19 protein-coding genes and 1 pseudogene are annotated in these 21,975 nt (G+C 61.2%); 19 read left to right on the top strand and 1 reads right to left on the bottom strand.

Translation table 11 applies throughout. The features are described from left to right. Positions 1–29: 29 nt before the first annotated feature. The 16 genes from ACM6I6_RS28935 to ACM6I6_RS29010 all read left to right on the top strand — a co-directional run bounded on the left by ACM6I6_RS28935 (position 30) and on the right by ACM6I6_RS29010 (position 15,825). Entirely contained in the window at positions 30–1,031 is a 1,002-nt protein-coding gene (locus tag ACM6I6_RS28935) for an ABC transporter substrate-binding protein (RefSeq protein ID WP_274076429.1), read from the top strand. Between the two features lie 28 nt (positions 1,032–1,059). Continuing rightward, entirely contained in the window at positions 1,060–1,836 is a 777-nt protein-coding gene (locus ACM6I6_RS28940) for an ABC transporter permease (protein WP_274076428.1), read from the top strand. Continuing rightward, positions 1,833–2,600 (top strand): SDR family oxidoreductase, encoded by a 768-nt coding sequence (locus tag ACM6I6_RS28945; RefSeq protein ID WP_323607710.1) that lies wholly within the window; start codon positions 1,833–1,835, stop codon positions 2,598–2,600. The genes ACM6I6_RS28940 and ACM6I6_RS28945 overlap by 4 nt, the downstream gene beginning before the upstream one ends. A gap of 18 nt (positions 2,601–2,618) precedes the next feature. After that, complete coding sequence (locus ACM6I6_RS28950) at positions 2,619–3,158, top strand: cupin domain-containing protein (RefSeq protein WP_274076426.1); 540 nt, start codon at positions 2,619–2,621, stop codon at positions 3,156–3,158. Positions 3,159–3,162: 4 nt separating this feature from the next. Continuing rightward, positions 3,163–4,047, top strand: a complete 885-nt coding sequence (locus ACM6I6_RS28955) for an alpha/beta fold hydrolase (protein ID WP_414921136.1) — start codon at positions 3,163–3,165, stop codon at positions 4,045–4,047. After that, the gene (locus tag ACM6I6_RS28960; protein ID WP_008054905.1) at positions 4,044–4,880 is read left to right on the top strand and encodes an IclR family transcriptional regulator; all 837 of its coding nucleotides are present in this window, start codon (positions 4,044–4,046) and stop codon (positions 4,878–4,880) included. Before ACM6I6_RS28955 ends, ACM6I6_RS28960 begins: the two co-directional genes overlap by 4 nt. 1 nt (position 4,881) lies before the next feature. Beyond that, complete coding sequence (locus ACM6I6_RS28965) at positions 4,882–5,679, top strand: SDR family oxidoreductase (RefSeq protein WP_408600315.1); 798 nt, start codon at positions 4,882–4,884, stop codon at positions 5,677–5,679. Next, entirely contained in the window at positions 5,672–7,354 is a 1,683-nt protein-coding gene (locus tag ACM6I6_RS28970; protein ID WP_323628629.1) for a thiamine pyrophosphate-binding protein, read from the top strand. The genes ACM6I6_RS28965 and ACM6I6_RS28970 overlap by 8 nt, the downstream gene beginning before the upstream one ends. Before the next feature lie 10 nt (positions 7,355–7,364). Then, on the top strand, positions 7,365–8,168 hold the full coding sequence (locus ACM6I6_RS28975; RefSeq protein ID WP_274076422.1) for an aspartate dehydrogenase: 804 nt from the start codon (positions 7,365–7,367) through the stop codon (positions 8,166–8,168). Positions 8,169–8,177: 9 nt separating this feature from the next. Next, positions 8,178–9,674 (top strand): aldehyde dehydrogenase, encoded by a 1,497-nt coding sequence (locus ACM6I6_RS28980; protein WP_414921137.1) that lies wholly within the window; start codon positions 8,178–8,180, stop codon positions 9,672–9,674. Further along, complete coding sequence (locus tag ACM6I6_RS28985; RefSeq protein WP_414921138.1) at positions 9,671–10,636, top strand: VOC family protein; 966 nt, start codon at positions 9,671–9,673, stop codon at positions 10,634–10,636. The genes ACM6I6_RS28980 and ACM6I6_RS28985 overlap by 4 nt, the downstream gene beginning before the upstream one ends. A gap of 13 nt (positions 10,637–10,649) precedes the next feature. Next, on the top strand, positions 10,650–11,792 hold the full coding sequence (locus ACM6I6_RS28990; RefSeq protein WP_414921139.1) for an FAD-dependent monooxygenase: 1,143 nt from the start codon (positions 10,650–10,652) through the stop codon (positions 11,790–11,792). Between the two features lie 101 nt (positions 11,793–11,893). After that, positions 11,894–12,121 carry a recombinase-like helix-turn-helix domain-containing protein gene (locus ACM6I6_RS28995; protein ID WP_274076418.1) on the top strand — a complete coding sequence of 76 codons (228 nt, stop codon included), beginning with the start codon at positions 11,894–11,896 and terminating at the stop codon, positions 12,119–12,121. Between the two features lie 21 nt (positions 12,122–12,142). Next, positions 12,143–13,177, top strand: a complete 1,035-nt coding sequence (locus tag ACM6I6_RS29000; RefSeq protein ID WP_406591123.1) for a Rieske 2Fe-2S domain-containing protein — start codon at positions 12,143–12,145, stop codon at positions 13,175–13,177. Positions 13,178–13,245: 68 nt separating this feature from the next. Beyond that, positions 13,246–14,205 carry a PDR/VanB family oxidoreductase gene (locus ACM6I6_RS29005; protein WP_008054889.1) on the top strand — a complete coding sequence of 320 codons (960 nt, stop codon included), beginning with the start codon at positions 13,246–13,248 and terminating at the stop codon, positions 14,203–14,205. A gap of 390 nt (positions 14,206–14,595) precedes the next feature. Continuing rightward, the gene (locus tag ACM6I6_RS29010; RefSeq protein WP_414921140.1) at positions 14,596–15,825 is read left to right on the top strand and encodes a hypothetical protein; all 1,230 of its coding nucleotides are present in this window, start codon (positions 14,596–14,598) and stop codon (positions 15,823–15,825) included. Positions 15,826–16,038: 213 nt separating this feature from the next. Here the strand turns inward: ACM6I6_RS29010 and ACM6I6_RS29015 are convergent, their stop codons facing one another. Beyond that, entirely contained in the window at positions 16,039–16,926 is an 888-nt protein-coding gene (locus tag ACM6I6_RS29015; RefSeq protein WP_274076415.1) for a LysR family transcriptional regulator, read from the bottom strand. A gap of 106 nt (positions 16,927–17,032) precedes the next feature. On the opposite strand from ACM6I6_RS29015, the pseudogene ACM6I6_RS29020 reads away from it, so the two are divergent. The 3 genes and pseudogenes from ACM6I6_RS29020 (at position 17,033) to ACM6I6_RS29030 (ending at position 21,405) form a co-directional block, all read left to right on the top strand. Continuing rightward, positions 17,033–18,401: pseudogene (locus tag ACM6I6_RS29020) on the top strand (MFS transporter). Further along, positions 18,382–18,783, top strand: a complete 402-nt coding sequence (locus ACM6I6_RS29025) for a DUF4440 domain-containing protein (RefSeq protein WP_414921141.1) — start codon at positions 18,382–18,384, stop codon at positions 18,781–18,783. Before ACM6I6_RS29020 ends, ACM6I6_RS29025 begins: the two are co-directional and overlap by 20 nt. 501 nt (positions 18,784–19,284) lie before the next feature. Beyond that, on the top strand, positions 19,285–21,405 hold the full coding sequence (locus ACM6I6_RS29030) for a TonB-dependent siderophore receptor (RefSeq protein ID WP_406591141.1): 2,121 nt from the start codon (positions 19,285–19,287) through the stop codon (positions 21,403–21,405). The last annotated feature ends 570 nt before the right edge of the window (positions 21,406–21,975 follow it).

Here is a 21,975-nt window from a genome sequence, read left to right on the forward strand (position 1 = left end):
TGTAGGCACGCAACCGATTAGGAGTACGCATGTTCAAGTCTCTGTTTCAACGCTTCAGCCAGGTCACCGCCATCACGCTCGGCCTGGGCATGGCCTTCGCCGCCCAGGCGCAGTCGACCGACGTGACTTACCTGTTGCCGGCGCCACCGAACCTGCCGGCTTTCGCTCCGTGGATCATCGCGCAGCAGAAGGGTTACTACGCCGCCCAGAACCTGAACATGAAGTTCATCGCCGCCAAGGGTGGCGTGGACGTGGCAAAACAGATCGGCGCCGGTAACGCCATGCTCGGCGGTGCCCTGGGTGATACCCCGATCGTGGTGCGGGCCAACGGGATTCCGGTGCGCGCGGTCGCGGTGCTGGGTGCCGGCGGCGTGACCATGATCGCCACCAATGCCGAGCAAAACATCAACTCCATCAGCGACCTCAAGGGCAAGACCATGACGGTGATGTCCTACTCGGACACCACCTACTACGCCCTGCTCGCCTCCCTGCGCAAAGCTGGCCTGAGCAAGAACGATGTGAACATCCAGGCCGCCGGCCCGGCCGGTGTCTGGCAATTGTTCTCGGCCAACAAAGCCGAGGCGATGGCCGGTGTGCCGGACTGGGTGGTCAACGCCGAAGAAGCCGGGTTGAAGATCAAGCTGATACCGCAGTCGCAGATTTTCGAAAGCATGGCCCAGTCGATCCTCGCCTCCGACGACGCGATCAAGAATCACCCGGATATCGTTCGCGGCGCGGTCCAGGCAACCCTGCAGGGCATGCGCGACATCATTGCCGACCCACGGGCTGCCGCCGTGACCTTTGCCAAGGCGGTGCCCGCCTATGCCGGCAAGGAAGACTCGCTGGAGAAGATCTTCAAGCTCTACGTCGAGCATGTCTACGCCAACCAGACCGTATTGGGTCGAATCGATCCGGCGCGACTCGAAGCGGTCCGCCAGTTCTATGTCAGCGAAGGCATCGTCACCCAGGAGCCCAAGCTCGACGACCTGTACACCAACCAGTTCATCGACACCCAAACAGCCGCGCAATGACGGCCAGTGACAACAAGGTAACGACACGATGAAAAACCTCAGTAATTCCATGCTCGGCAGCGTCGCCCTGCTGATCCTGTTCCTGGTGCTCTGGCAGTGGGGCCCGGGATTGCTCGGCATGCCCGAATTCGTCATGCCGCAGCTGAGCCGCGTGGCCCAGGAAGGCCTGGTGATGTGGCACAGCGGCGGCCTTTGGCAACACACCCTGATCACCGCCTTCGAAATCATCGTCGGTTTTGGCCTGGGTGCCCTGCTCGGTGTGGTGATCGGCGTGTCGCTGGGCCTCTCGCCCGCCGCCGAGGCCATGCTGTCGCCGTACATCCTGGCGCTGCAGATCGCCCCGAAAGTCGCCTTCGCCCCGCTGTTCGTCATGTGGCTGGGCTACACCATCTACCCGAAGATTTTGATCGCCATCCTGATCGTGTTCTTCCCGGTGATGATCAACGTGCTGTCGGCCATCCGCACCGTGGACCCGGACATGATCAACCTGGTGCGGACCATGAACGCCAGCCGCTGGCAGATCTTCCGCCTGGTGGAGTTCCCCTCGGCCATGGCCGCGCTGTTCTCCGGCCTGCGCATTGCTTCGACCCTGGCCGTCATCGGCGTCACCGTCGGTGAACTGGTCGGCGGTAACCAGGGCCTGGGCTTCCTGCTGGTCGATGCCGAAGGCCAAGGCAATACCGCGGGCGTGTTCGTCGCCATCGTCATGCTCACGCTGATCGGTGTGCTCGCCTACGGCGCGGTGGTCTGGAGCGAAAAACGCGTCCTGCACTACATGCCCAAAGCCATGTTGAGTACCCAATGATGACCACCCTCAATCGCTTGCTCGAAGGCCGCCGCGTGCTGGTCACCGGTGGCGCCCGCGGACTGGGTTACGCCTTCGCCCAGGCCATCGGCCGCGCCGGTGCCCAGGTGGTGATCGCCGACATCCTCGCCGAACGCGTGCAGCAATCGGCCGCCGAACTGGTCGCCGAAGGCCTGGACGTGCATGGCGTCACGGTCGACCTGGCGCAGCCGGATTCGATCGATGCCTGCATCGCCGAAACTACCCGTTTGCTCGGTGGGTTGGACGGACTGGTGAACAACGCCTCGATCACCAATTCCGGTGGCAAGACCTGCGAAGAGCTGACCCTGGACACCTGGGACCAGGTGATGCAAGTCAACGTGCGCGGTACCTGGTTGATGACCAAGGCGTGCCTGCCGGCCCTGCGCGCCAGCGGCCAGGGCGCCATCGTCAACCTGGCGTCCGACACCCCGCTGTGGGGCGCGCCGAACCTGCTGGCGTATGTCGCGAGCAAGGGCGCAATCATCGCCATGACCCGCAGCCTGGCCCGTGAACTGGGGACCGACAACATCACGGTCAACGCCATCGCGCCCGGCCTGGTGCTGGTCGAAGCCACGGCCTATGTGCCCGAGGCGCGCCACCGTTTGTACAACGATCAACGGGCGATTCAACGCCCACAACTTCCCGAGGACGTCAGCGGCGCCGTGCTGTTCGCGCTGTCCGACCTCGCCCGCTTCATCACTGGACAAACCCTGCCGGTCAACGGCGGGTTCGTCATGCCTTGACTTGATCTGGAGACAGCCATGACCGATTTATCAGCACAGCAACAAACCCCGAAAAGCTGGGAACAACCCGCCGGCAGCGATCTGGAAAGCTGGATGAACACCCGCATCGCCCGTTATGAGACCCGCAAGTACGACTGGAACGCCCTGAAGTTCCAGGCCGACTACGACCCGAAATTCCGCCGCGCGCAAATGCGCTACATCGGCACCGGTGGCACCGGCGTGACCTCGGACATGAACACCATCCCGTCGGAGAACTTCACGTTCTCGACCATGGTGATTCCGGCCGGTCACGAAGGCCCGCCGCACCTGCACACCGACGTCGAAGAAGTGTTCTTCGTGCTGCGCGGCAAACTCAAGGTGGTGATCGAGAAGGACGGCGAGCGATTCGAAACCATCCTCACCGACCGCGACGTGATTTCCGTGCCGCCCGGCGTGTACCGCGAAGAGATCAACATCGGCGATGAAGACGCGTTGATGTGCGTGATGCTCGGCGCGAAAAAACCGCTGACCCCGACCTACCCGCCAGAACACCCCCTGGCCTCGATCAAGCGCGGATAAGCCCATGTCGCACGCCATCGATCATCACGCTCCGTCGCTCACCGCCGATCTCCAGGCGCAGCTGGCCCTGCACTTCCCGCAGCGCCTGCTTGAGCTCGCCGGTGCTCGCCAGGCCTTTCGCGAATGCGGAAGCGGGCCGGCCATTGTGTTGTTGCACGGGATCGGCTCGGGCTCGGCGTCGTGGTTGGCGGTGGCGCAGGAACTGGGCCGCAACGCCCGGGTGATTGCCTGGGACGCGCCGGGCTACGGCGATTCGACGCCGCTGCGAGCCCTGGCTCCGGATGCGTCGGATTATGCCGAACGGCTGCTGCAGATGCTCGACGCCCTGGGCATCCAGCGCTGCGTGCTGGTGGGTCATTCACTCGGGGCGATTACCGCCGTCGCTTTCGCCAGCGGCGTGCAGCAACAGCGTATCAGCCGCCTGGTGTTGATCAGTCCGGCGCAGGGCTACGGGCATCCAGCGCGCGCCGTGCAGCGCCAGCAAGTGCGCGACAAACGCCTGCACGCCCTGGAGCAGCTGGGCATTGAACAGATGGCCGAGCAACGCAGTGCCCACATGCTCTCCCCCGCTGCCAGACCTCAGGCACAGGCCTGGGTGAAATGGAACATGGCACGACTCAATCCCGAGGGTTATCGCCAGGCCATCGAGCTGCTGTGCGGTGACGACCTGCTGCGCCATGCACCGCTGACCATGCCTTGCGAAGTGCATTGCGGCGACGCCGACGGCATCACCGTTCCCGAAAGCTGCGAGACCCTGGCCAAGGCCCTGGGCGGCACTTTCGAGCTTATCAACGATGCCGGACACGCCAGTCCCATCGAACAACCTAGTGTGGTGGCGGGCCGCCTGGCCTGCGCCATCGAAGAATCCCTGACAGGTGCATCGCTATGAACGATTCAGATCTGCTGAAGGACGCTCAGGACAAATACATCGTGCCGGGCCTGGAGCGCGGCCTGCTGCTGTTGTGCGAATTCAGCCGGCGCAATCGCACGCTGACCGCGCCGGAACTGGCCCGGCGTCTGTCGCTGCCGCGCTCGACCATCTTTCGCCTGCTGACGACGCTGGAAACCATGGGCTTCGTCACCCGCAGCGGCAACGAATACCGCCTCGGCATGTCGGTGCTGCGCCTGGGCTTCGAATACCTTGCCTCACTGGAACTGACCGAGCTCGGCCAGCCGCTGCTGGCCCGCCTGTGCGACCGCCTCAACTACCCGAGCAACCTGGTGGTGCGCGACGGCCGCTCGATCGTCTACGTGGCCAAAGTCTCGCCGCCGTCAGTGTTCTCCAGCGCGGTGAACGTCGGCACGCGACTGCCCGCCCACGCCACCGTGCTCGGGCGCATCCTGCTCGAAGACCTGTCGCTGGCCGAGTTGCGCGAACTCTACCCGGAAGATCATCTGGAACAGTTTTCGCCGTGCACGCCAAAGACCGTGATGGAGCTGTTCGACATGGTCCAGGCCGACCGCCAACGCGGATTTGTCAGCGGCGAAGGCTTCTTCGAGTCGGCGATTTCCTCGGTGGCCGCGCCGGTGCGCGATCAATCCGGGCAGATCGTCGCGGCGCTGGGCGTGACCATTCCGACTACGCAGATCGCCCACGTCAACTTCAACGAATTGCTCCTGCAGGTACGGCGCAGCGCCGACGAACTGTCGCGGTTGCTCGACTACAACAGCGCGACCGGCCACGACGGCCACAACCGCGTAACGGCCCTGATGAGGGATTGAAATGAGTCTCTATCAACTGCAGGACAGCACCGCGATCGTCACCGGCGGCTCATCGGGCATCGGCCTGGCCTGTGTCGAGCTGCTGCTCGAAGCCGGCGCGGCCGTGGCCTTCTGCGGTCGCGACGAAGATCGCCTGCGCAGCGCCGAAGACCAGTTGCGTGAACGTTTTCCCCAGGCGCGCTTGCTCGCCCAGGTCTGCAACGTCCTGGACGCCGACTCGGTGAATGCCTTCGCCGCCGCCAGCCTTGCTGCCCTGGGACCCGCCAGCGTGCTGATCAACAACGCCGGACAAGGTCGCGTGTCGACCTTCGCCGACACCACCGACAGCGCCTGGACCGAAGAACTGAACCTGAAATTCTTCTCGGTGATCAACCCGGTCCGCGCCTTCAAGGCTCAGCTGCAAAGCCAGGCCAACGCCGCCATCGTCTGTGTCAACTCGCTGCTGGCCAGCCAGCCGGAACCGCACATGGTCGCCACCTCGGCCGCGCGCGCCGGGGTGATGAACCTGGTGCGCTCGATGGCCACCGAATTTGCCGTCGATGGCATTCGGGTCAACGGCATCCTCATTGGCCTGGTCGAGTCCGGGCAATGGCGCCGGCGTTTCGAAGCCCGCGAAGAACGGGAGCTGGACTGGGGCCAATGGACCGCCCAGCTGGCACAACGCAAACATATTCCCCTGGGGCGCCTGGGCCTGCCGATCGAAGCGGCCCGCGCAATCCTGTTCCTGGCCTCGCCTCTGTCGGCTTACACCACAGGCAGCCATATCGATGTTTCTGGAGGCCTGTCCCGCCATGCGTAATGAAAATACTGTCACCGTTGGCGCTGCCATCACCGCGTTTCTCGAGCAATGCGAGGTCAAGGCCGCGTTCGGAGTGATCTCGATCCACAACATGCCGATACTCGATGCGTTCGCCGTGCGCGGCAACATCCGCTTCGTCATGGCCCGCGGTGAAGCCGGCGCGACCAACATGGCCGACGCCTATGCCCGCACCACCGGTGGCCTGGGTGTGTGCCTGACGTCCACCGGCACTGCGGCGGGTAACGCGGCGGGGGCGATGGTCGAAGCGCTGACCGCCGGCACGCCGCTTTTGCACATCACCGGGCAGATCGAAACGCCGTACCTGGACCAGGACTTCGCCTACATCCACGAAGCCCGGGATCAGCTGACCATGCTCAAGGCGGTGTCCAAGGCGGCGTTCCGCGTGCGCAGCGTCGAAACCGCACTCAGCACCATGAAGCTGGCCGTGCAGACCGCCCTGACCGCGCCGACCGGCCCGGTGAGCGTGGAAATCCCGATCGACATCCAGTCGACCTTCATCCCGATGCCCACCGACCTGTCGCCGTTGCCAATTCCGGTGGCCGTGCCTGCACCGGAAGCGCTGGACCTGGTGGCCGAGCGCCTGGCCACGGCCACCCGCCCGCTGTTATGGCTCGGCGGCGGCGCGCGGCATGCCGGCCCGCAGGTCAAGCGCCTGCTGGACATGGGCGTCGGCGTGATCACCTCGACCCAGGGTCGCGGTGTGGTCAATGAAGATGACGAACGCTGCCTCGGTGCCTTCTCGCAAAACAAACTGGTCGAGCAGTTCCTGCAAAGCTGCGACGCCCTGCTGATCGCTGGTTCACGCCTGCGCAGCAACGAGACGTTCAAGTACGCGCTGAAGCTGCCACGCAATACCCTGCGCATCGACGCCAACCCGGCCATCGAAGGGCGCAGCTACAACAGCGAGCTGTTCATCTGTGGTGATTCGGCGCTGGCGCTCGAAGGCCTGGCCGATCGCCTGGAAGGTCGCCTGCAGATCGACCCGACCTTCCTCGCCGAGCTCAAGCAAGTGCGTGAAAAATCCCGCACGCAACTGATCGCCGACCTCGGCCCGTACTCGGCCATGGTCGAACAGCTGCAAGCGCTCACCGGACGCAACTTCTCCTGGGTGCGCGACGTCACGCTGTCCAACAGCATCTGGGGCAACCGCCTGCTGACGTTGTACCACCCACGGTCCGGCGTGCATGCATTGGGCGGTGGCATTGGCCAGGGTCTGTCGATGGGCATCGGCGCGGCCGTGGCGGCAGCGGAAACCGCACCTGAGCGCAAGGTCTTCGCCCTGGCCGGTGACGGCGGTTTCATCCTCAACCTCGGCGAGCTGGCGACGCTGGTGCAAGAGAACGCCAACGTGGTGATCCTGCTGATGAACGATCAGCGCTACGGGGTGATCCGCAACATCCAGGACGCGGTGTACGGCAGTCGCCATTGCTACGTCGACCTGCACACGCCGGATTATTCCAAGCTGGCCGAATCGCTGAACCTGCGCCATGGCCTGGTCACCGACCTCAAGGATTTCGGCAAGGTCGTCGACGGTGCGCTGGCGCAACCCGGCCCGTTCCTGCTGGAAGTGGACATGCTCAGCGTCGGCAGTTTTGCCACCCAGTTCGCCGGTCCGCCCAACAGCGAAACCAAAGCGCAGAAAGCCACGGCCTGAGGACTTCGTCATGCTGCATATCACTATGATCGGCTGCGGTGCCATTGGCGTCGGCGTACTCGAACTGCTGGAGAAAGACCCGCAGTTGTGCGTCGACTACGTCATCGCCTCGGCCGGTTCCGAAGAGCTGGTACGCCAGCGGCTGGCCAGTTTCAAACAACCGCCGCAGGTGCTCACGGCCTTGCCGGCCGACGCGCGCCCCGACTTGCTGGTCGAGTGCGCCGGCCACAAGGCCATCGAAGAACACGTGTTGCCGGCCTTGGAGCGGGGCATTGCCTGCCTGATCGTCTCGGTCGGCGCGCTGTCCGAAGTCGGCCTGGTGGAGCGCCTGGAAGCGGCGGCCGAACGTGGTCAGACCCGCATCGAATTGCTGCCCGGCGCCATCGGCGGCATCGACGCCTTGTCGGCGGCCAAGGTCGGCGGCCTGGATTCGGTCGACTACACCGGACGCAAACCGGCGCGCGCCTGGAAAAACACCCCGGCGGAGCAGGCATTCGACCTGGACAGCCTCACCGAAGCCACGGTGATTTTCCAGGGCAGCGCCCGCGAAGCGGCCCGCCTCTACCCGAAAAACGCCAACGTCGCCGCGACCTTGTCGCTGGCCGGGCTCGGCCTGGATCGCACCCATGTGACCCTGATCGCCGACCCGCTCAGCGAAGAGAACGTGCATCACTTCGAAGCCCGTGGCGCCTTTGGCGGGTTCGAACTGAGCCTGCGTGGCAAACCGCTGCTGGCCAACCCGAAGACTTCGGCGTTGACCGTCTACAGCGTCGTCCGCGCCTTGGGCAACCACGCCCACGCGATTTCGATCTAGGAAACTGCGATGACTCTCGAACAGACTTTACCGATCTGCATTGCCGGCCAGTGGCGACTGGGGCGCGGTGAGCGTTACGCCACCTGCTACCCGGCCACCGGCGAAGCCGTGGCCTGGCTCAACGCCGCCAGTGTCGAAGACGTGGAAGACGCCGTGCAAGGCGCCCACCAGGCGTTTCTGCACAGCGGCTGGGCGCAGCGCAAACCCCATGAACGCGCCAGCGTGCTCTATCGCATCGCCGAGCTGATCCGTGAGCGCAGCGAAGAACTGGCGCAGTTGCAGCGCCAGGACAACGGCAAGCCGATCAACGAAACCCGTGCCCTGGTGGCCAGCGCGGCCGGCACCTTCCAGTTCTTCGCTGCGGCCTGTGAGACCCTCGAGGAAACCATCACGCCGTCCCGGGGTGATTTCGTCAGCATGAGCGTCTTTGATCCGATGGGCGTGATCGCCGCGATCACGCCGTGGAACTCACCGATTGCCAGCGAAGCGCAGAAAGTCGCCCCGGCGCTGGCGGCCGGCAACGCGGTGGTGATCAAGCCGGCGGAAATCACTCCGCTGATGGCCTTGCAGCTGGCGCGCATCTGCGAAGACGCCGGGTTGCCCAAAGGCCTGCTCAGCGTGGTGCCGGGCAAGGGTTCGCTGCTTGGCGATGCGCTGACTCGTCACCCGCTGGTCAAGCGCGTGTCGTTCACCGGCGGCACCAGGACCGGCAAGCACATTGCCCACATCGCCGCCGACAAGATGATGCCAGTGTCCCTGGAACTGGGCGGCAAATCGCCGACCATCGTCCTGGAAGACGCCGACCTCGACCACGCGGTGGCCGGTGTGTTGTACGGCATCTTCAGTTCTTCGGGAGAAGCCTGCATCGCCGGTTCGCGACTGTTCGTCGCCCGCGCGCTGTACGAGCCGTTCATGGCGCGACTGGTGGCGGCGGCGGCCGAGCTGCGGGCCGGTGATCCGGCGGACGAGCGCACGCAAATGGGCCCGCTGATCAGCGCCGCTCACCGTGAATCTGTGGAACGTTATGTGGCACTCGGGCTGGCTGAAGGCGGGCGCCTGCTGCTCGGAGGCCAGCGTCCGAGCGGCGGTGTTTTTGATCAGGGTTACTACTATCCGCCGACCATCCTCGAAGGTCTGAACAACAGCCAGCAGGTGTGCCAGGAAGAAATCTTCGGCCCGGTGCTGGTGGCCATGCCGTTCGACGACGAAGCGCAATTGCTCGAGCAGGCCAACGACAGCCTGTACGCCCTCGCCGCCGGCATCTGGACCCGCGACTACAAGCGCGCCTGGGCCCTGGGTCGAAAAATCCAGGCCGGTACGGTGTGGATCAACACCTACAAGCAGTTCTCGATTTCCACCCCGTTCGGCGGCTGGCGCGACAGCGGCCTGGGCCGTGAAAAAGGTCGCCTGGGCATCCTGCAGTACATGGAACAGAAAAGCCTTTATTGGGGCATGAATGAACAGCCACTGGCCTGGGCCGGTGTGCAACGTGAGGTGGGGTTATGAGCGTTTTAGGCATTGATGAAGTCACCTACGGTGTCGAAGACCTGGAGACCAGCGCACGGTTCTTCAGTGACTGGGGCCTGAGCAAAGTCAGCGAGCAGGCTGACGAGGTGATCTTCGAAACCCTCAACGGTTGCCGCGTGGTGCTCGCCGACATCGACAAGGCTGGCCTGCCGCCGGCCATCGAGCCCGGCTCGACGGTGCGCGAAGTGGTCTGGGGCGTCGAAAGCGACGCCGACCTCAAGCTCTACAGCGAGCGCATCGCCAACGACCCGGGCTTCATCGAAGCCAACGGTCGTATCGGCTGCACCGACCCCAATGGCCTGGCGATCCGTCTGCAAGTGACCCGCAAGCGCGAACTGGACATCGAGTGCAGCGGCCACAACACCTGGCAAACCAAGGGCCGGATCAACAAGGCTGCGCCGATCTACGAACGCGCCACGCCGATCGAAGTCGGGCATGTGGTGTTTTTCGTCAAGGACGTCAACGCCTGCGAAGCCTTCTATCACGAACGCTTCGGCTTCCAGGCCTCGGACCGTTATCCAGATCGCGGCGCGTTCCTGCGCACCGCTGAAGAAGGCGGTCACCACGACCTGTTCATGCTGCAACTGCCTGCTCCGCGCGCCGGCCTCAACCACGTCGCCTTCACCGTGCGCGATGTGCACGAAGTGTTCGGTGGCGGCATGCACATTTCCCGCAGCGGCTGGGCCACGGAAATCGGCCCGGGGCGCCACCCGGTGTCGTCGGCGTTCTTCTGGTACTTCAAGAACCCGGCCGGCGCGCTGGTCGAGTACTACGCCGACGAAGACCAACTGACCGGCGAATGGCAGCCACGCACCTTCGAACCCGGGCCGACCGTCTTCGCCGAATGGGCGATTGCCGGCGGCATCGACGGCAATACCCGCCGCCAGCAAAACGTCGAGGCACCGAAGGGCAAGTTCCTCACCGATAAACCCAAGTCCTGAGCAGGAGTCGTACATGTCTTCGCTGAATATCGCCATTGCCGGCGCCGGGATCGGTGGACTGACCGCCGCCATTGCCCTGCACCGTGTCGGCCATAACGTCACCGTGTTCGAACAGTCCAAAGCCTTTTTGCGGGTCGGAGCCGACATCAACCTGACACCTAACGCCGTGCATGCCTTGGATGGCTTGGGTGTCGGTCCAGCAGTGCGTATTCCCGCTGCTCGTCCCACTCACCGGATCAGCCGGATGTGGGACAGCGGCGTGGAAACCTCGCGCCTGGAAATGTCCGATGCCGCCGAACAGAAATACGGCGCGCCGCAACTGACCATCCACCGCGCCGACCTGTTGGCCGCACTGGCCAATGTCTTCCCGCAAGAACAAGTGCAGTTTGCCAAGCGCGCCGAGCGCGTGTTGCAAACCACAGACGGTATCGAATTGCACTTCAAGGATGGCAGCCGCCACCTCACCGATCTGTTGATCGGCGCTGACGGCATTCATTCGGTGGTGCGCAATGCGCTGTTCGGTGATGAGCAACCACGTTTTACCGGAGTGGTCGCCTACCGCGCCGTTGTGCCGGCCGACAGCGTCGCGCATGTGCCCAACATTCAGGCGTTCACCAAATGGTGGGGGCCGACCCCGCAAAGCCAGATCGTGACTTTTCCGCTGAATCAAGGCCGGGACATTTTCATCTTCGCCACCACCGCACAGGACAGCTGGCATGAAGAGTCCTGGACCAGCGCCGGGGATGCCGATGAATTGCGTAGCCACTATCGGGACTTCCATCCGGATGCCCGTGCCTTGCTCGATGCCTGCAGCGACGTGCTAAAGACCGCGCTGTATGAACGCGATCCGTTGCCGTTCTGGTCCAAAGGTTCGATGACCCTGCTGGGCGACGCTTGCCATCCGATGATGCCGTTCATGGCTCAAGGTGCCGGCCAGGCAATCGAAGATGCCGTGGTGCTCGCGCGCCATCTGCAGGGGCTGAACAGCAAGGCTCGGATTGCTGATGCTCTGCAGGCTTACCAGCAGGCGAGACTGCAGCGCACCAGCCAGATCCAGATCGGCTCGCGTGGCAATCAATGGCTCAAAGACGGTGGCAACGCCGATTGGGTTTACGGCTATGACGCCTGGACAGTGCCGACACCGAACGCGGCCTGAACGTGACACGGGCCTCGGTGAAAACTTGCCGATGCCCTCGTATGACTTTATTCCCGTGCGCGAAATGATCCGCGAACGGGTACGCAATGGAGGTCCTTGAGATGCGTAATACCGAACCCTGCCTGGAGCCGCATCAGGCCCGTAAACGCCCCAATACCCAGTTCGAGGATCTGCTCGGCGATTCCATCGAACGCGCCTTCGGCAACGGCGTGACCGAGTTGCCCGAGCTGCTCGCGCACCTGAACCTGGCTGGGCCGCCCTGCCCGCTGACCACCGGTGAGTGGACACCAGACGCCTATAAAACCCTGATGGCTCGGCTGGGCGAATGACCCGCCGGAGGTAAATAAAAAATGAACATGAACACAACCGTCGATCCTGTAGAACAGCTCCTGGCAAACGGCTTGAAGAACCTCTGGTTCCCCGTCCTGCCGTCTGACCAACTGGGCGAGAAGCCGGTGTCGATCCGTCGACTGGGCTACAAGATCGCCCTGTGGCGCGACAATGACGGCAGCGTGCATGCCCTCGAAGACCACTGCCCGCATCGCGGCGCGCCGTTGTCCCAGGGACCGGTGCTGGGCGACCGCCTGCAGTGCCCTTACCACGGCGTCGAAGTGCGCTGCGATGGCACCGTCACCAAGGTCCCCGGCAGCCCCGGATGCAAACTCGAAGGCAGCCGCCCGACCCGCATGTTCCACACCCGTGAAGCCGCCGGCGCAATCTTTCTCTACAACGCCGTCGAACCGCACGTTGAAAATCCGCCGGAACTGGTGCTGCCCGAGCAACTGAGCTCCCCGGAGTGGAGCAGCTTCCTGTGCTACGCCGAGTGGCAAGGCGACTACCGCTATGTCATCGACAACGTCATGGACCCGATGCACGGCACTTACCTGCACAAGATGTCGCACTCCATGAGTGAAGGCGAAGCCACCGCCAAATTCGTCACCCGTGACACCGACAAGGGTTTCTTCTTCGAGAAAGAAGGCCAGCGCGGGGTGAACTTCGACTGGACCGAATTCATGGACGACAGCTGCCACTGGCTGCGCCTGGAAATCCCTTACCCGAAAACCGGCGGCCCGGGCGGCAACTTCACCATCATCGGTAGCTACACGCCGAGCAGCACCTCCTTGTCGGCAGTGTTCCACTGGCGTTGCCGGCCACTGACCGGCTGGCAGCGCGACACCTGGCGCTTCCTCTACAAAAACCGTCTGGAAGCCCGCCACTGGGCGGTGCTGGAACAGGATCGGGTGCTGCTCGAATTCATGGAACCGGACGCCAACCAGCGGGAGAACCTCTACCAGCATGACCTCGGTGTGGTGCGCCTGCGTCGCTACCTGAAAAACGCTGCCAAGGCTCAGCTTGAGCTGATCGACGCGAAGCAGTTGCCATGAACCTGATCGTGCATCGAGTTCAGGCCGGCGTGTGTGTCGATTTGCGAACTGTCGAAAAGAGGTGACCGATGTCCCATTCCTCCCCTATCACCGCGCTCGTGCACACCTTGCGCTACGAAGCCGAAGGCATCATCAGCGTCGAGTTGCGGCCCTACGGCGACACCGTGTTCGCCCCGTTCGAAGCCGGCTCGCATATCGACTTGCACCTGCCCAACGGCCTGGTGCGCAGCTACTCGTTGCTCAACTCGCCGAGCGACCGTGGCCGCTACGTGGTCGGCATACTGCGTGATCGCAACAGCCGTGGCGGTTCGGAATATGTGCACGGGCAATTGCGGGTCGGCATGCAACTGCCGATCTCGTCGCCGCGCAACAACTTCCAGCTCGACCTGAGCGCCAGGCACAGCGTGCTGGTGGCCGGTGGTATCGGTATCACGCCGATCTACTGCATGTTCCGCCAGCTACTGGCCCTGGGAAAATCCGCCGAGCTGATCTACTGCGCCCGTTCGCGCCAGGAAGCCGCACTGGTGGAAGAACTCAGCGGCTTGAGCGCCAAGGTGGTCTACCACTTCAACGACGAAAAAGGCATGCCGCCAGACCTGAGCGCCTACCTGGCTGGCCAGCCCGACGACACGCATTTTTATTGCTGCGGTCCGACGCCGATGCTCGACGCGTTCGAAAGCACCTGCGAAGGCCTCGGCTATCCCCATGCGCACATCGAGCGTTTTGCCGCGGCCGAACTGCCGCCGTCCGAAGACGCGCAGAGCAGCTACAGCGTCGAGCTGAAAAAGTCCGGCAAGACGTTGTCCATCGAGCCGGGTCTGAGCTTGCTCGACGTGCTGCTCGAGGCCGGTTGTGACATCGAGCACAGCTGTCGCGAGGGGGTGTGCGGTTCGTGTGAAACACGGGTCCTGGAAGGTGATGTCGATCACCGTGACGGCGTGCTGACCAAAGCCGAACGTGCCGCAAACAAATCCATGATGGTCTGTGTTTCGGGGTGCAAGAGCCGGCGACTGGTACTCGACCTGTAGTCACTTTGCGTTATTTCATCCCTTGAACAGGCCGGCTTTTTAGCCGGCCTTTTTAATGCGCGGAAAGTAATCGCCGCACAACTAACGTGCAGTTTGGTTACCCCCTGAACGCGCTGTTTCGCAGGCAATACATAAAAACGCGTTTCCCATATAAACAATTGTTTTACCTAGATTTTTTACTAAGCAACGATCCAGGCCGGTACTGGCATGGTTTCTGCTCTATCCCTGACAGGTTCATTGGTCAGACACCGTATTACCTACGAAACAGCCCAAACAAAAAAACACACTGCATAAGAGCAACACATGAGCCTTCCCTTTATTGCCACTTTAAGGCGAGCGGGAAAGTGTTGCCGGTCACTTTGCAGTGCTCAACATCGCAGGGGAGTCAGCATGAAGAAGTACGTTATAGGCCTGGGACTGATCATCAGCAGTTGCGTCAGTTTCGCCGGCGAACCCGGCCCTGCCGCCCCCGTGACCTCGACCACCGGTAAGAAGCCGTTTCCGCATATCGCCTGGCGCAGCGATGACGGCCAGAGCAGCCTGGACATCGGCGGCGCCTTGCGCACCAACTACCGCGACGAGCATTGGGACACCACCGAAAACAATGGGCGGTTTCTGTTCGACACCTTCCGCATCGATGTGCAAGCGACTTACAAGAACCTCTACAGCGATGTCGGCTACTGGTTCCAGGACGACGGCAAACGCTCCATCGATCGCGGCTTCGTCGGCTATCGACTCAACAGCAATTCCAATCTGCAAGTGGGCGCACCGTTCAAACCGTTCGGGCTGGAACCTTATCCGCAATTCGGCTGGAGCTATCACCTGCCGTTCTTCATGGGTTACGGCGTCAGCGCCGGCACCGGTTTGAAGTACAGCTACAAGGACAAAGACTGGGACCTGCAACTAGGCTACTTCCCGCGCATGTTGCCGTCCGACATCCGCTACTCGCCGGAAGTCGGGCGCTATGCCGACTTAAAGGACAATGCCATCCCCTTCACCCAGTCGCGCCAGGACAACGAGAAACACAACCAGCTCAACGCCCGCTTAGCGCGAACCTTTGTCAACGATGGCTGGAAGACCGAACTCGGCGCATCGCTGGCCACCGCCCAGCTCTACAACGCCACCACCAGGGACGACGGTGACTACTGGGCCGGCGGCATCCACGCCATCATCAACGCCGGCCAGTGGACCGTCAGCAGCCAGGGCATTCGCTACGAATACGACCCGAAAAACCCGGCAGGCGTCAGCGACAATTCAATACTGATGGGCAGCAACGGCCTGACGCCGGCCTACCTGATTGCCGCCAAGGCCACCATCGCTTCGCTGAACGTCGCCTACGACATCCCGACGCCGAAACTGGGGCCCTTGAAGAAGATCAAACTGTACAACGACTACAGCCGCATGATGAAAGACGAGAGCGGCTGGGACGACTCGCAGATGTACACCGTGGGCGCACAGTTCCTGGCGATGCCGATCATGGCGTGGGTCGATTTCACCTGGGCGAAAAACGCCAACCCCTATGGCGGCGCGGAGAATGGCACGGGGTTTACCAATACCAGTTCGGTGGGCAGTAATGAGTGGTACTACCGGACGAACGTCAATATTGGATATTACTTTTGAAACTTAAAAGCCAGATCAAAGATCGCAACCTGCGGTTCCTACGGATCGAGGCGCGTTGTTCGGAATTCGGGTTGACGCAAAACCTGTAGGAGCCCGGCTTGCCGGCGATGGCGATTTCACACGCGCCATCGTCGGAACGCCGCCCGCAGCAAGCGGGTATCGGGTAAACGAAAGCCCCTGAATCTCTCGATTCAGCGGCTTTTATCGGGTGCTTTACTGCGACAGATGCAGCAACAGGAAATCAATGAACGCCCTCGATTTATGGGGCAAATGCGGGCTATTGGGGAATACCACGTTGACTGACTGCGAGGGCAACGAATAGTCGGGCAGCAAACGGATCAGCCGCTTGCTGGCGATGTCATCCTTGACCACCCAAGCGGGCAGCACCGAAACACCCAGGGACGACAAGGTCATGGAGCGGATGGCCGTGGAAGAGTTGGATTCAAACTGATTAACCCCGTTGATCTCGACAGTCCCCAGGTGCGGATGGCGCAGTGTCCACTGGGTCGGTGCCTGCAGGTTGCTGTTGGCGATCCACGGCACCGAGTTCAGGTCCTGAGGATTCTGCACCGGGTGACGGGCAAGAAACGCCTCGGTAGCCACCATTACAACTTCATAATCGGCCAGTTTACGACTCTTGAAAGCCGAGTCCGCCAAATTGCCCAGACGGATGACCAGGTCCAACTTTTCCGCCACCAGATCATTGAGTGACGAGTTGAAATTATAGCAGATTTTTATTTCCGGGTAGCGCTCTATAAACTGCGGTATCAACGGAAGAATATAGGCCTCGCCGTATTCACTGGTGGAACTGAAGCGCAACTTGCCGGACACCCGATCATGCCCTTTCAATACGTTATCGAAGGCATTATCGATGTCTGCGACAATGCCTTTGAATTCTTCATAAAAGTCCTGACCGATTTCCGTGAGGGATATATTTCGGGTATTTCTAATTAGCAAGGTCGCTGACAGCACGTCCTCCAGCGCCTTGACGTGCAGGCTGGCCATGGCCTTGCTGATGTTCAGGTAATTGGCGGCCTTGGTGTAAGAACCAAAATCGACCACGGCCAGGAATGTCTGGACCCGATTAAGATGAGTGTGCATGGAAATATGGGCTCACTGTCAAATCCCGTCAAACATTGCTTCAAGGATAATCGCATCGACAGTTCAAGTCCACCGACCCTATGCTTTGCGGCAAAGGGGAAACAACATGACCTACCGCTACAAAGTTGCACTGATATTTCTGATCGGCTTTTTTATAGACTGCACTAACATCTTTATGTCAGCGGTCGCATTACCAAGTATATCGGCAGCGCTGCACGTCAGTACTTCAGACGTTGCCTGGGTGGCTAATGCTTATATTCTGGGGCTGACACTGATCATTCCGGTCAGCACCTGGTTGGCCGGTCGTTGTGGCAGTCGGGAAATCCTCACCGTCTCGATGATCGTGTTTACCGCCTCCGTGTGGATGTGTGGGCTGGCCAACAGTTTCAACGAGCTGGTGATCTGGCGCTTCGTCCAGGGGATTGGCGGCGGCCTGTTGATTCCTGTCGGACAGGCACTGACGTTCAACCTGTTCAAGGGCGAGCAGCGGGCGAAAATATCCACGTTGGTCATGGCCGTTGCCCTGATTGCGCCTGCCATTTCACCGACCATAGGCGGCATCATCGTCGACAGCAGCTCCTGGCGCTGGGTGTTCTACAGCAATATCCCGTTCTCACTGATCGCGGCATGGCTGTCATGGTTCTGGATCAACGAAGCGCGACCAACGAATTTGCCCAGACCCGACATCATGGGCTTGTTACTGGTCAGCGCCGCGCTCGGCAGCCTGCTGATGGGCTTGTCGTTGTACGGCGGTGACGCTGCGGCATGGTTGGCCGCCCTCTTCGTCATGGCAGGCTTTACGTTCGTCGTGCTGTACGGGTTGCACTACCGCAACTGCAAAAATCCGATCATTGAACTGAGCCTGCTCAAAAGCAAAAAACTCAGCACCTCCATCTTTATCTATTACGCGATTCCCGGTGTGTTCACGGGGGTCAACCTTATGAGCATCTTCTTCCTGCAAAACACCCTGCACTTCAGCGCCCGACTGACAGGGATGTTCATGATCCTCTATGCCTTCGGCGCATTCATCGCGATGCTGATCTGTGGCCGGGTCTATAACAGGATGGGCGCCAAGCGGCTGTTTGCCCTCGGCATGCTCTTGCACAGTGCCGGCATTGCCACCCTGTTACTGGTGAACGATTCCGCAGACTCTCTGGTGATCGTCATCGCCTACAGCTTGATGGGGATCGGCGGCGGCATCGGTGCCAACACAGCACAAACCACGTCGCTGATGGACTTCGAGGGCTATGACACCCACAAGGCCAGTGTCATCTGGAACATCAACCGACAGATGTCATTCAGCATCGGCGCTGCCTTCTTCCTGATGGTTTTCAACCTGCTCTCGAAGCATTTCGATACCACCCAGGCCTACCACATGACCTTTGCCGTCGCCGCGCTGCTGGGCCTGTGCCCACTCTTTCAACTGAGTCAGTTGAACACTAAAAAAGGACTGTCATGCACAACAAAATAGTTGAACAGGCGCACCACAGCATTCATCACGTGCACGAGCTGATCCACACCCTGTTCACCGACGCAAACGGTAAGGGCCAGGCCACGCTGGAACCACTGATATCGGCCTTTGCCGAGCACTTCACCATGGTCACCACCTCGGCCGCCATTGTCAGCCGGGCGACGGTCGAGCAGATGTTCAAAGATGCAGTTGGCGCCAAGCCAGGCCTGGAGATCGTCATCAGCGAGCTGCAGACGGTCTGGCAGGAAGGCAACAGCGTGGCGATTCGCTACAAGGAAACCCATCGCCTCGGCCAGCGCGAAAGCTCACGGGTTTCGGTGGCGATCATTGGCATGCATCACCACAACGCCCAATGGATCTACCTGCATGAAACGCCGCTAGGCTAGCGGGAAAATAAATCCGTGCCCTTTCCCCCTCTTTCCCGCTTTCCCGGTCCTCTTTCCCCTCGCGTACTTTCCCGTCTACCGGTGAATACGCATTGCCTCCTGTAGGAGCTGTCGAGTGCAACGAGGCTGCGATCTTTTAAAAAGCCAGATCAAAAGATCGCAGCCTCAGGCAGTTCCTACAAATGAGGACGCACGCCCCTGTAGATAACGTCTTGGACCTTCGCCGCCCCTCTGCGACAAACCCTGCGAATGTGAAATTTTCGTTAACCAATTGGTAAACAGGGCTTTTTTCTCAGGATCCAATCTGGCACACTATTGAGAATGATTATCACAAGTAATCTCATCAGCTTTTGTGCAAGCCCCACCTCCGCCTTGTAGCGCAAAACGGCTCACCCGCCGCTGCTGAAATCCCACTTCCTGCTCAACGAACTGCAATCCCTTTTGTAAGGAGAATTCTGCGTGCAACTTTTTTGGCCCCGCCCTCTCGCCGTTGCCGTCGCCCTGGCAAGCGCCTCGCCTTTTGTAGTCGCACAAGAAGCGACCACCACTGCAGCATCCGATGAGCCATCCAGCGATCAGCATGTCTTGACGCTTGGCGCAGTGAACGTCAGCGCCGACCAGTTGGGTCAAACCACCGAGGGCACGGGCTCGTACACCACGGGTGAAATGTCGACCGCCACCAAACTGCCGCTGTCCATGCGAGAAACCCCACAGGCAGTGACAGTGATCACACGCCAGCGCATGGACGATCAGGCGATGACCAGCGTCAACGATGTCGTCAAGGCAACTCCGGGGCTGTTCCTCAATCAGTCGAGTGGCCCTGGCCGACAGACCTACAGTTCGCGCGGTTTCGACATCGACAACATCATGTACGACGGCCTGCCCAGTTCGTACACAGGATGGAACGTCGGTGTGCAGCCAAACCTGGCGATGTTCGACCGCGTCGAGATCATTCGTGGCGCGACAGGCCTCGTGACCGGCAGCGGCAATCCATCGGCGGCCATCAACATGGTGCGCAAACGCCCGACCGCGACCCCGCAAGTCACCTTGACCGGCGCGGCTGGCAGCTGGGATGACTATCGTGGACAGATTGACGCTTCGGGCCCGCTGAACGAAAACGGCACTCTGCGTGGTCGCGTGGTAGGCACCTATCAGGATGCGAACAGTTTTCGCGACAAGGAAGAATCCAATCACGGTTTGTTCTATGCGATCGGTGAGGCCGACCTGAGCGAAGACACCACCGCGACCCTGAGCTTTTCCCGTCAGGAAGACCAGACCAACTTCTTCTGGGGCGGCCTTCCTATCGGTACTGACGGCCACCATCTGGATTTGCCACGCTCCACCTACCCGGGCACCGATTGGGAAAACAAGAAACAGGAAATCAACACCCTGTACGGTGAGGTCAAGCATCGCTTCGACAATGGCTGGGGCCTGAACCTGGCGGCCACCAAATCCTGGCAGGATGCCGTGTTCTCCGGCACTTATCTGTCTCGCTACTCCGGCTCGCTCGCGACCACGGCCTACCAGTCGAAACCCGAGGAAGACCAGACGGCGTTCGACGGGTTCGCCAGCGGCCCCTTCGAAGCCTTCGGTCGTACCCATGAACTGGTGGTGGGTGCGAGCAGACGCGAAGTCAATCTGCAAACCCGCGAATACAGTCCCTATGCGCTGTCGTGGCCCATTGGCGCGCCTAAACCGGATTTCGTGCATAGCGGCGACAGCCACGAAGTCACCAGCCAGGACGGCGTCTACCTGACCACGCGGCTGAGCCTTGCCGACCCGCTGACCTTGATCCTCGGGGGGCGACTGGACTGGTATGACTATGACAACCGGACGGGCGAAGGCGACTACAAAGTCACCCGCAACGTCACGCGCTACGCGGGTCTGATCTATCGACTCAATGACAACTACTCGGTCTACGCCAGTTATACCGACATCTTCACCCCGCAGACCTCAAAGGACATTTCCGGCAAGGTGCTTGACCCTATCGTGGGTGAAAACTACGAACTCGGCATCAAGGGCGAGTACTTCGACGGTGCCCTGAACGCCAGCCTGGCCGTGTTCCAGATTGATCAGAAGAACCGCGCCAGCGTCGCCGACAATCAGGCGGGCTGCCCGGAAATGACCTGTTATGAATCCTCCGGCCTGGTACGCAGCCAAGGGCTTGATCTGGAATTGCAGGGTGCCCTGTCCCCGAACTGGCAAGTGGGCGCCGGCTACACCTATACCCGTGCCCGTTACAAGAAGGATTCGGATCCGGCGAACAACAACCAGCGCTTCACTCCGGATCAACCTGAGAATCTGTTCAAACTCTCGACCGTCTACCGCCTGCAAGGCCCGCTCGAGAAGCTTCGCGTCGGTGGCAACCTTTACTGGCAGAGCCGTATGTACAACGATGTGGCGCTCACCGATGGCAGCTATCGCATTGAACAAGGCAGCTATGCGGTGACTGACCTGATGGCCGGTTATGAGGTCAACAAGCACCTTGACCTGCAACTCAATGCCAACAACATCTTTGACCGCACGTATTACTCGGCCATTGGCTACGACGTGACCTGGGGCTCCACCGATACCTACGGCAATCCGAGAAACTACATGCTGACGGCCAAATACAGCTTCTGATTTGCCAATACCAGCTTTGATTCGAGCTGGCTTGTCGGTCGCCGTATCGCAGCGATGGCGGCAGCAGCTTCACCCTCGCATCGCCAGCAAGCCGGCTCCTACAGATGTGTGTCGCACCGCAAACCCGACATACATCCGCAAAACCTGTAGGAGCTGGCTTGCCAGCGATGGCGGCAGCAGCTTCACCATCGCATCGCCAGCAAGCCGGCTCCTACAGATGTGTGTCGCACCGCAAACCCGACATACACCCGCAAAACCTGTAGGAGCTGGCTTGCCAGCGATGGCGGCAGCAGCTTCACCATCGCATCGCCAGCAAGCCGGCTCCTACAGATGTGTGTCGCGCCGCAAACCCGACATACATCCGCAAAACCTGTAGGAGCTGGCTTGCCAGCGAAGACGGCAGCAGCTTCACCCTCGCATCGCCAGCAAGCCGGCTCCTACAGATGTGTGTCGCACCGCAAACCCGACATACACCCGCAAAACCTGTAGGAGCTGGCTTGCCAGCGAAGACGGCATCAGCTTCACCCTCGCATCGCCAGTTCAAGCCGGCTCCTACAGATGTGTGTCGCG

The sequence above is a fragment of the Pseudomonas sp. IT-P218 genome (assembly GCF_949767605.1).
Lineage (GTDB): Bacteria > Pseudomonadota > Gammaproteobacteria > Pseudomonadales > Pseudomonadaceae > Aquipseudomonas > Aquipseudomonas putida_AE.

Coding starts and splice junctions, on each gene's coding strand:
- ACM6I6_RS29005 (WP_008054889.1), top strand. CDS start 13,246: ATGTCCCATTCCTCCCCTATCACCGCGCTCGTGCACACCTTGCGCTAC.
- ACM6I6_RS28950 (WP_274076426.1), top strand. CDS start 2,619: ATGACCGATTTATCAGCACAGCAACAAACCCCGAAAAGCTGGGAACAA.
- ACM6I6_RS28990 (WP_414921139.1), top strand. CDS start 10,650: ATGTCTTCGCTGAATATCGCCATTGCCGGCGCCGGGATCGGTGGACTG.
- ACM6I6_RS29015 (WP_274076415.1), bottom strand. CDS start 16,926: ATGCACACTCATCTTAATCGGGTCCAGACATTCCTGGCCGTGGTCGAT.
- ACM6I6_RS28945 (WP_323607710.1), top strand. CDS start 1,833: ATGATGACCACCCTCAATCGCTTGCTCGAAGGCCGCCGCGTGCTGGTC.
- ACM6I6_RS28935 (WP_274076429.1), top strand. CDS start 30: ATGTTCAAGTCTCTGTTTCAACGCTTCAGCCAGGTCACCGCCATCACG.
- ACM6I6_RS28970 (WP_323628629.1), top strand. CDS start 5,672: ATGCGTAATGAAAATACTGTCACCGTTGGCGCTGCCATCACCGCGTTT.
- ACM6I6_RS28985 (WP_414921138.1), top strand. CDS start 9,671: ATGAGCGTTTTAGGCATTGATGAAGTCACCTACGGTGTCGAAGACCTG.
- ACM6I6_RS28975 (WP_274076422.1), top strand. CDS start 7,365: ATGCTGCATATCACTATGATCGGCTGCGGTGCCATTGGCGTCGGCGTA.
- ACM6I6_RS28955 (WP_414921136.1), top strand. CDS start 3,163: ATGTCGCACGCCATCGATCATCACGCTCCGTCGCTCACCGCCGATCTC.
- ACM6I6_RS28980 (WP_414921137.1), top strand. CDS start 8,178: ATGACTCTCGAACAGACTTTACCGATCTGCATTGCCGGCCAGTGGCGA.
- ACM6I6_RS28995 (WP_274076418.1), top strand. CDS start 11,894: ATGCGTAATACCGAACCCTGCCTGGAGCCGCATCAGGCCCGTAAACGC.
- ACM6I6_RS28960 (WP_008054905.1), top strand. CDS start 4,044: ATGAACGATTCAGATCTGCTGAAGGACGCTCAGGACAAATACATCGTG.
- ACM6I6_RS28940 (WP_274076428.1), top strand. CDS start 1,060: ATGAAAAACCTCAGTAATTCCATGCTCGGCAGCGTCGCCCTGCTGATC.
- ACM6I6_RS28965 (WP_408600315.1), top strand. CDS start 4,882: ATGAGTCTCTATCAACTGCAGGACAGCACCGCGATCGTCACCGGCGGC.
- ACM6I6_RS29010 (WP_414921140.1), top strand. CDS start 14,596: ATGAAGAAGTACGTTATAGGCCTGGGACTGATCATCAGCAGTTGCGTC.
- ACM6I6_RS29025 (WP_414921141.1), top strand. CDS start 18,382: ATGCACAACAAAATAGTTGAACAGGCGCACCACAGCATTCATCACGTG.
- ACM6I6_RS29000 (WP_406591123.1), top strand. CDS start 12,143: ATGAACATGAACACAACCGTCGATCCTGTAGAACAGCTCCTGGCAAAC.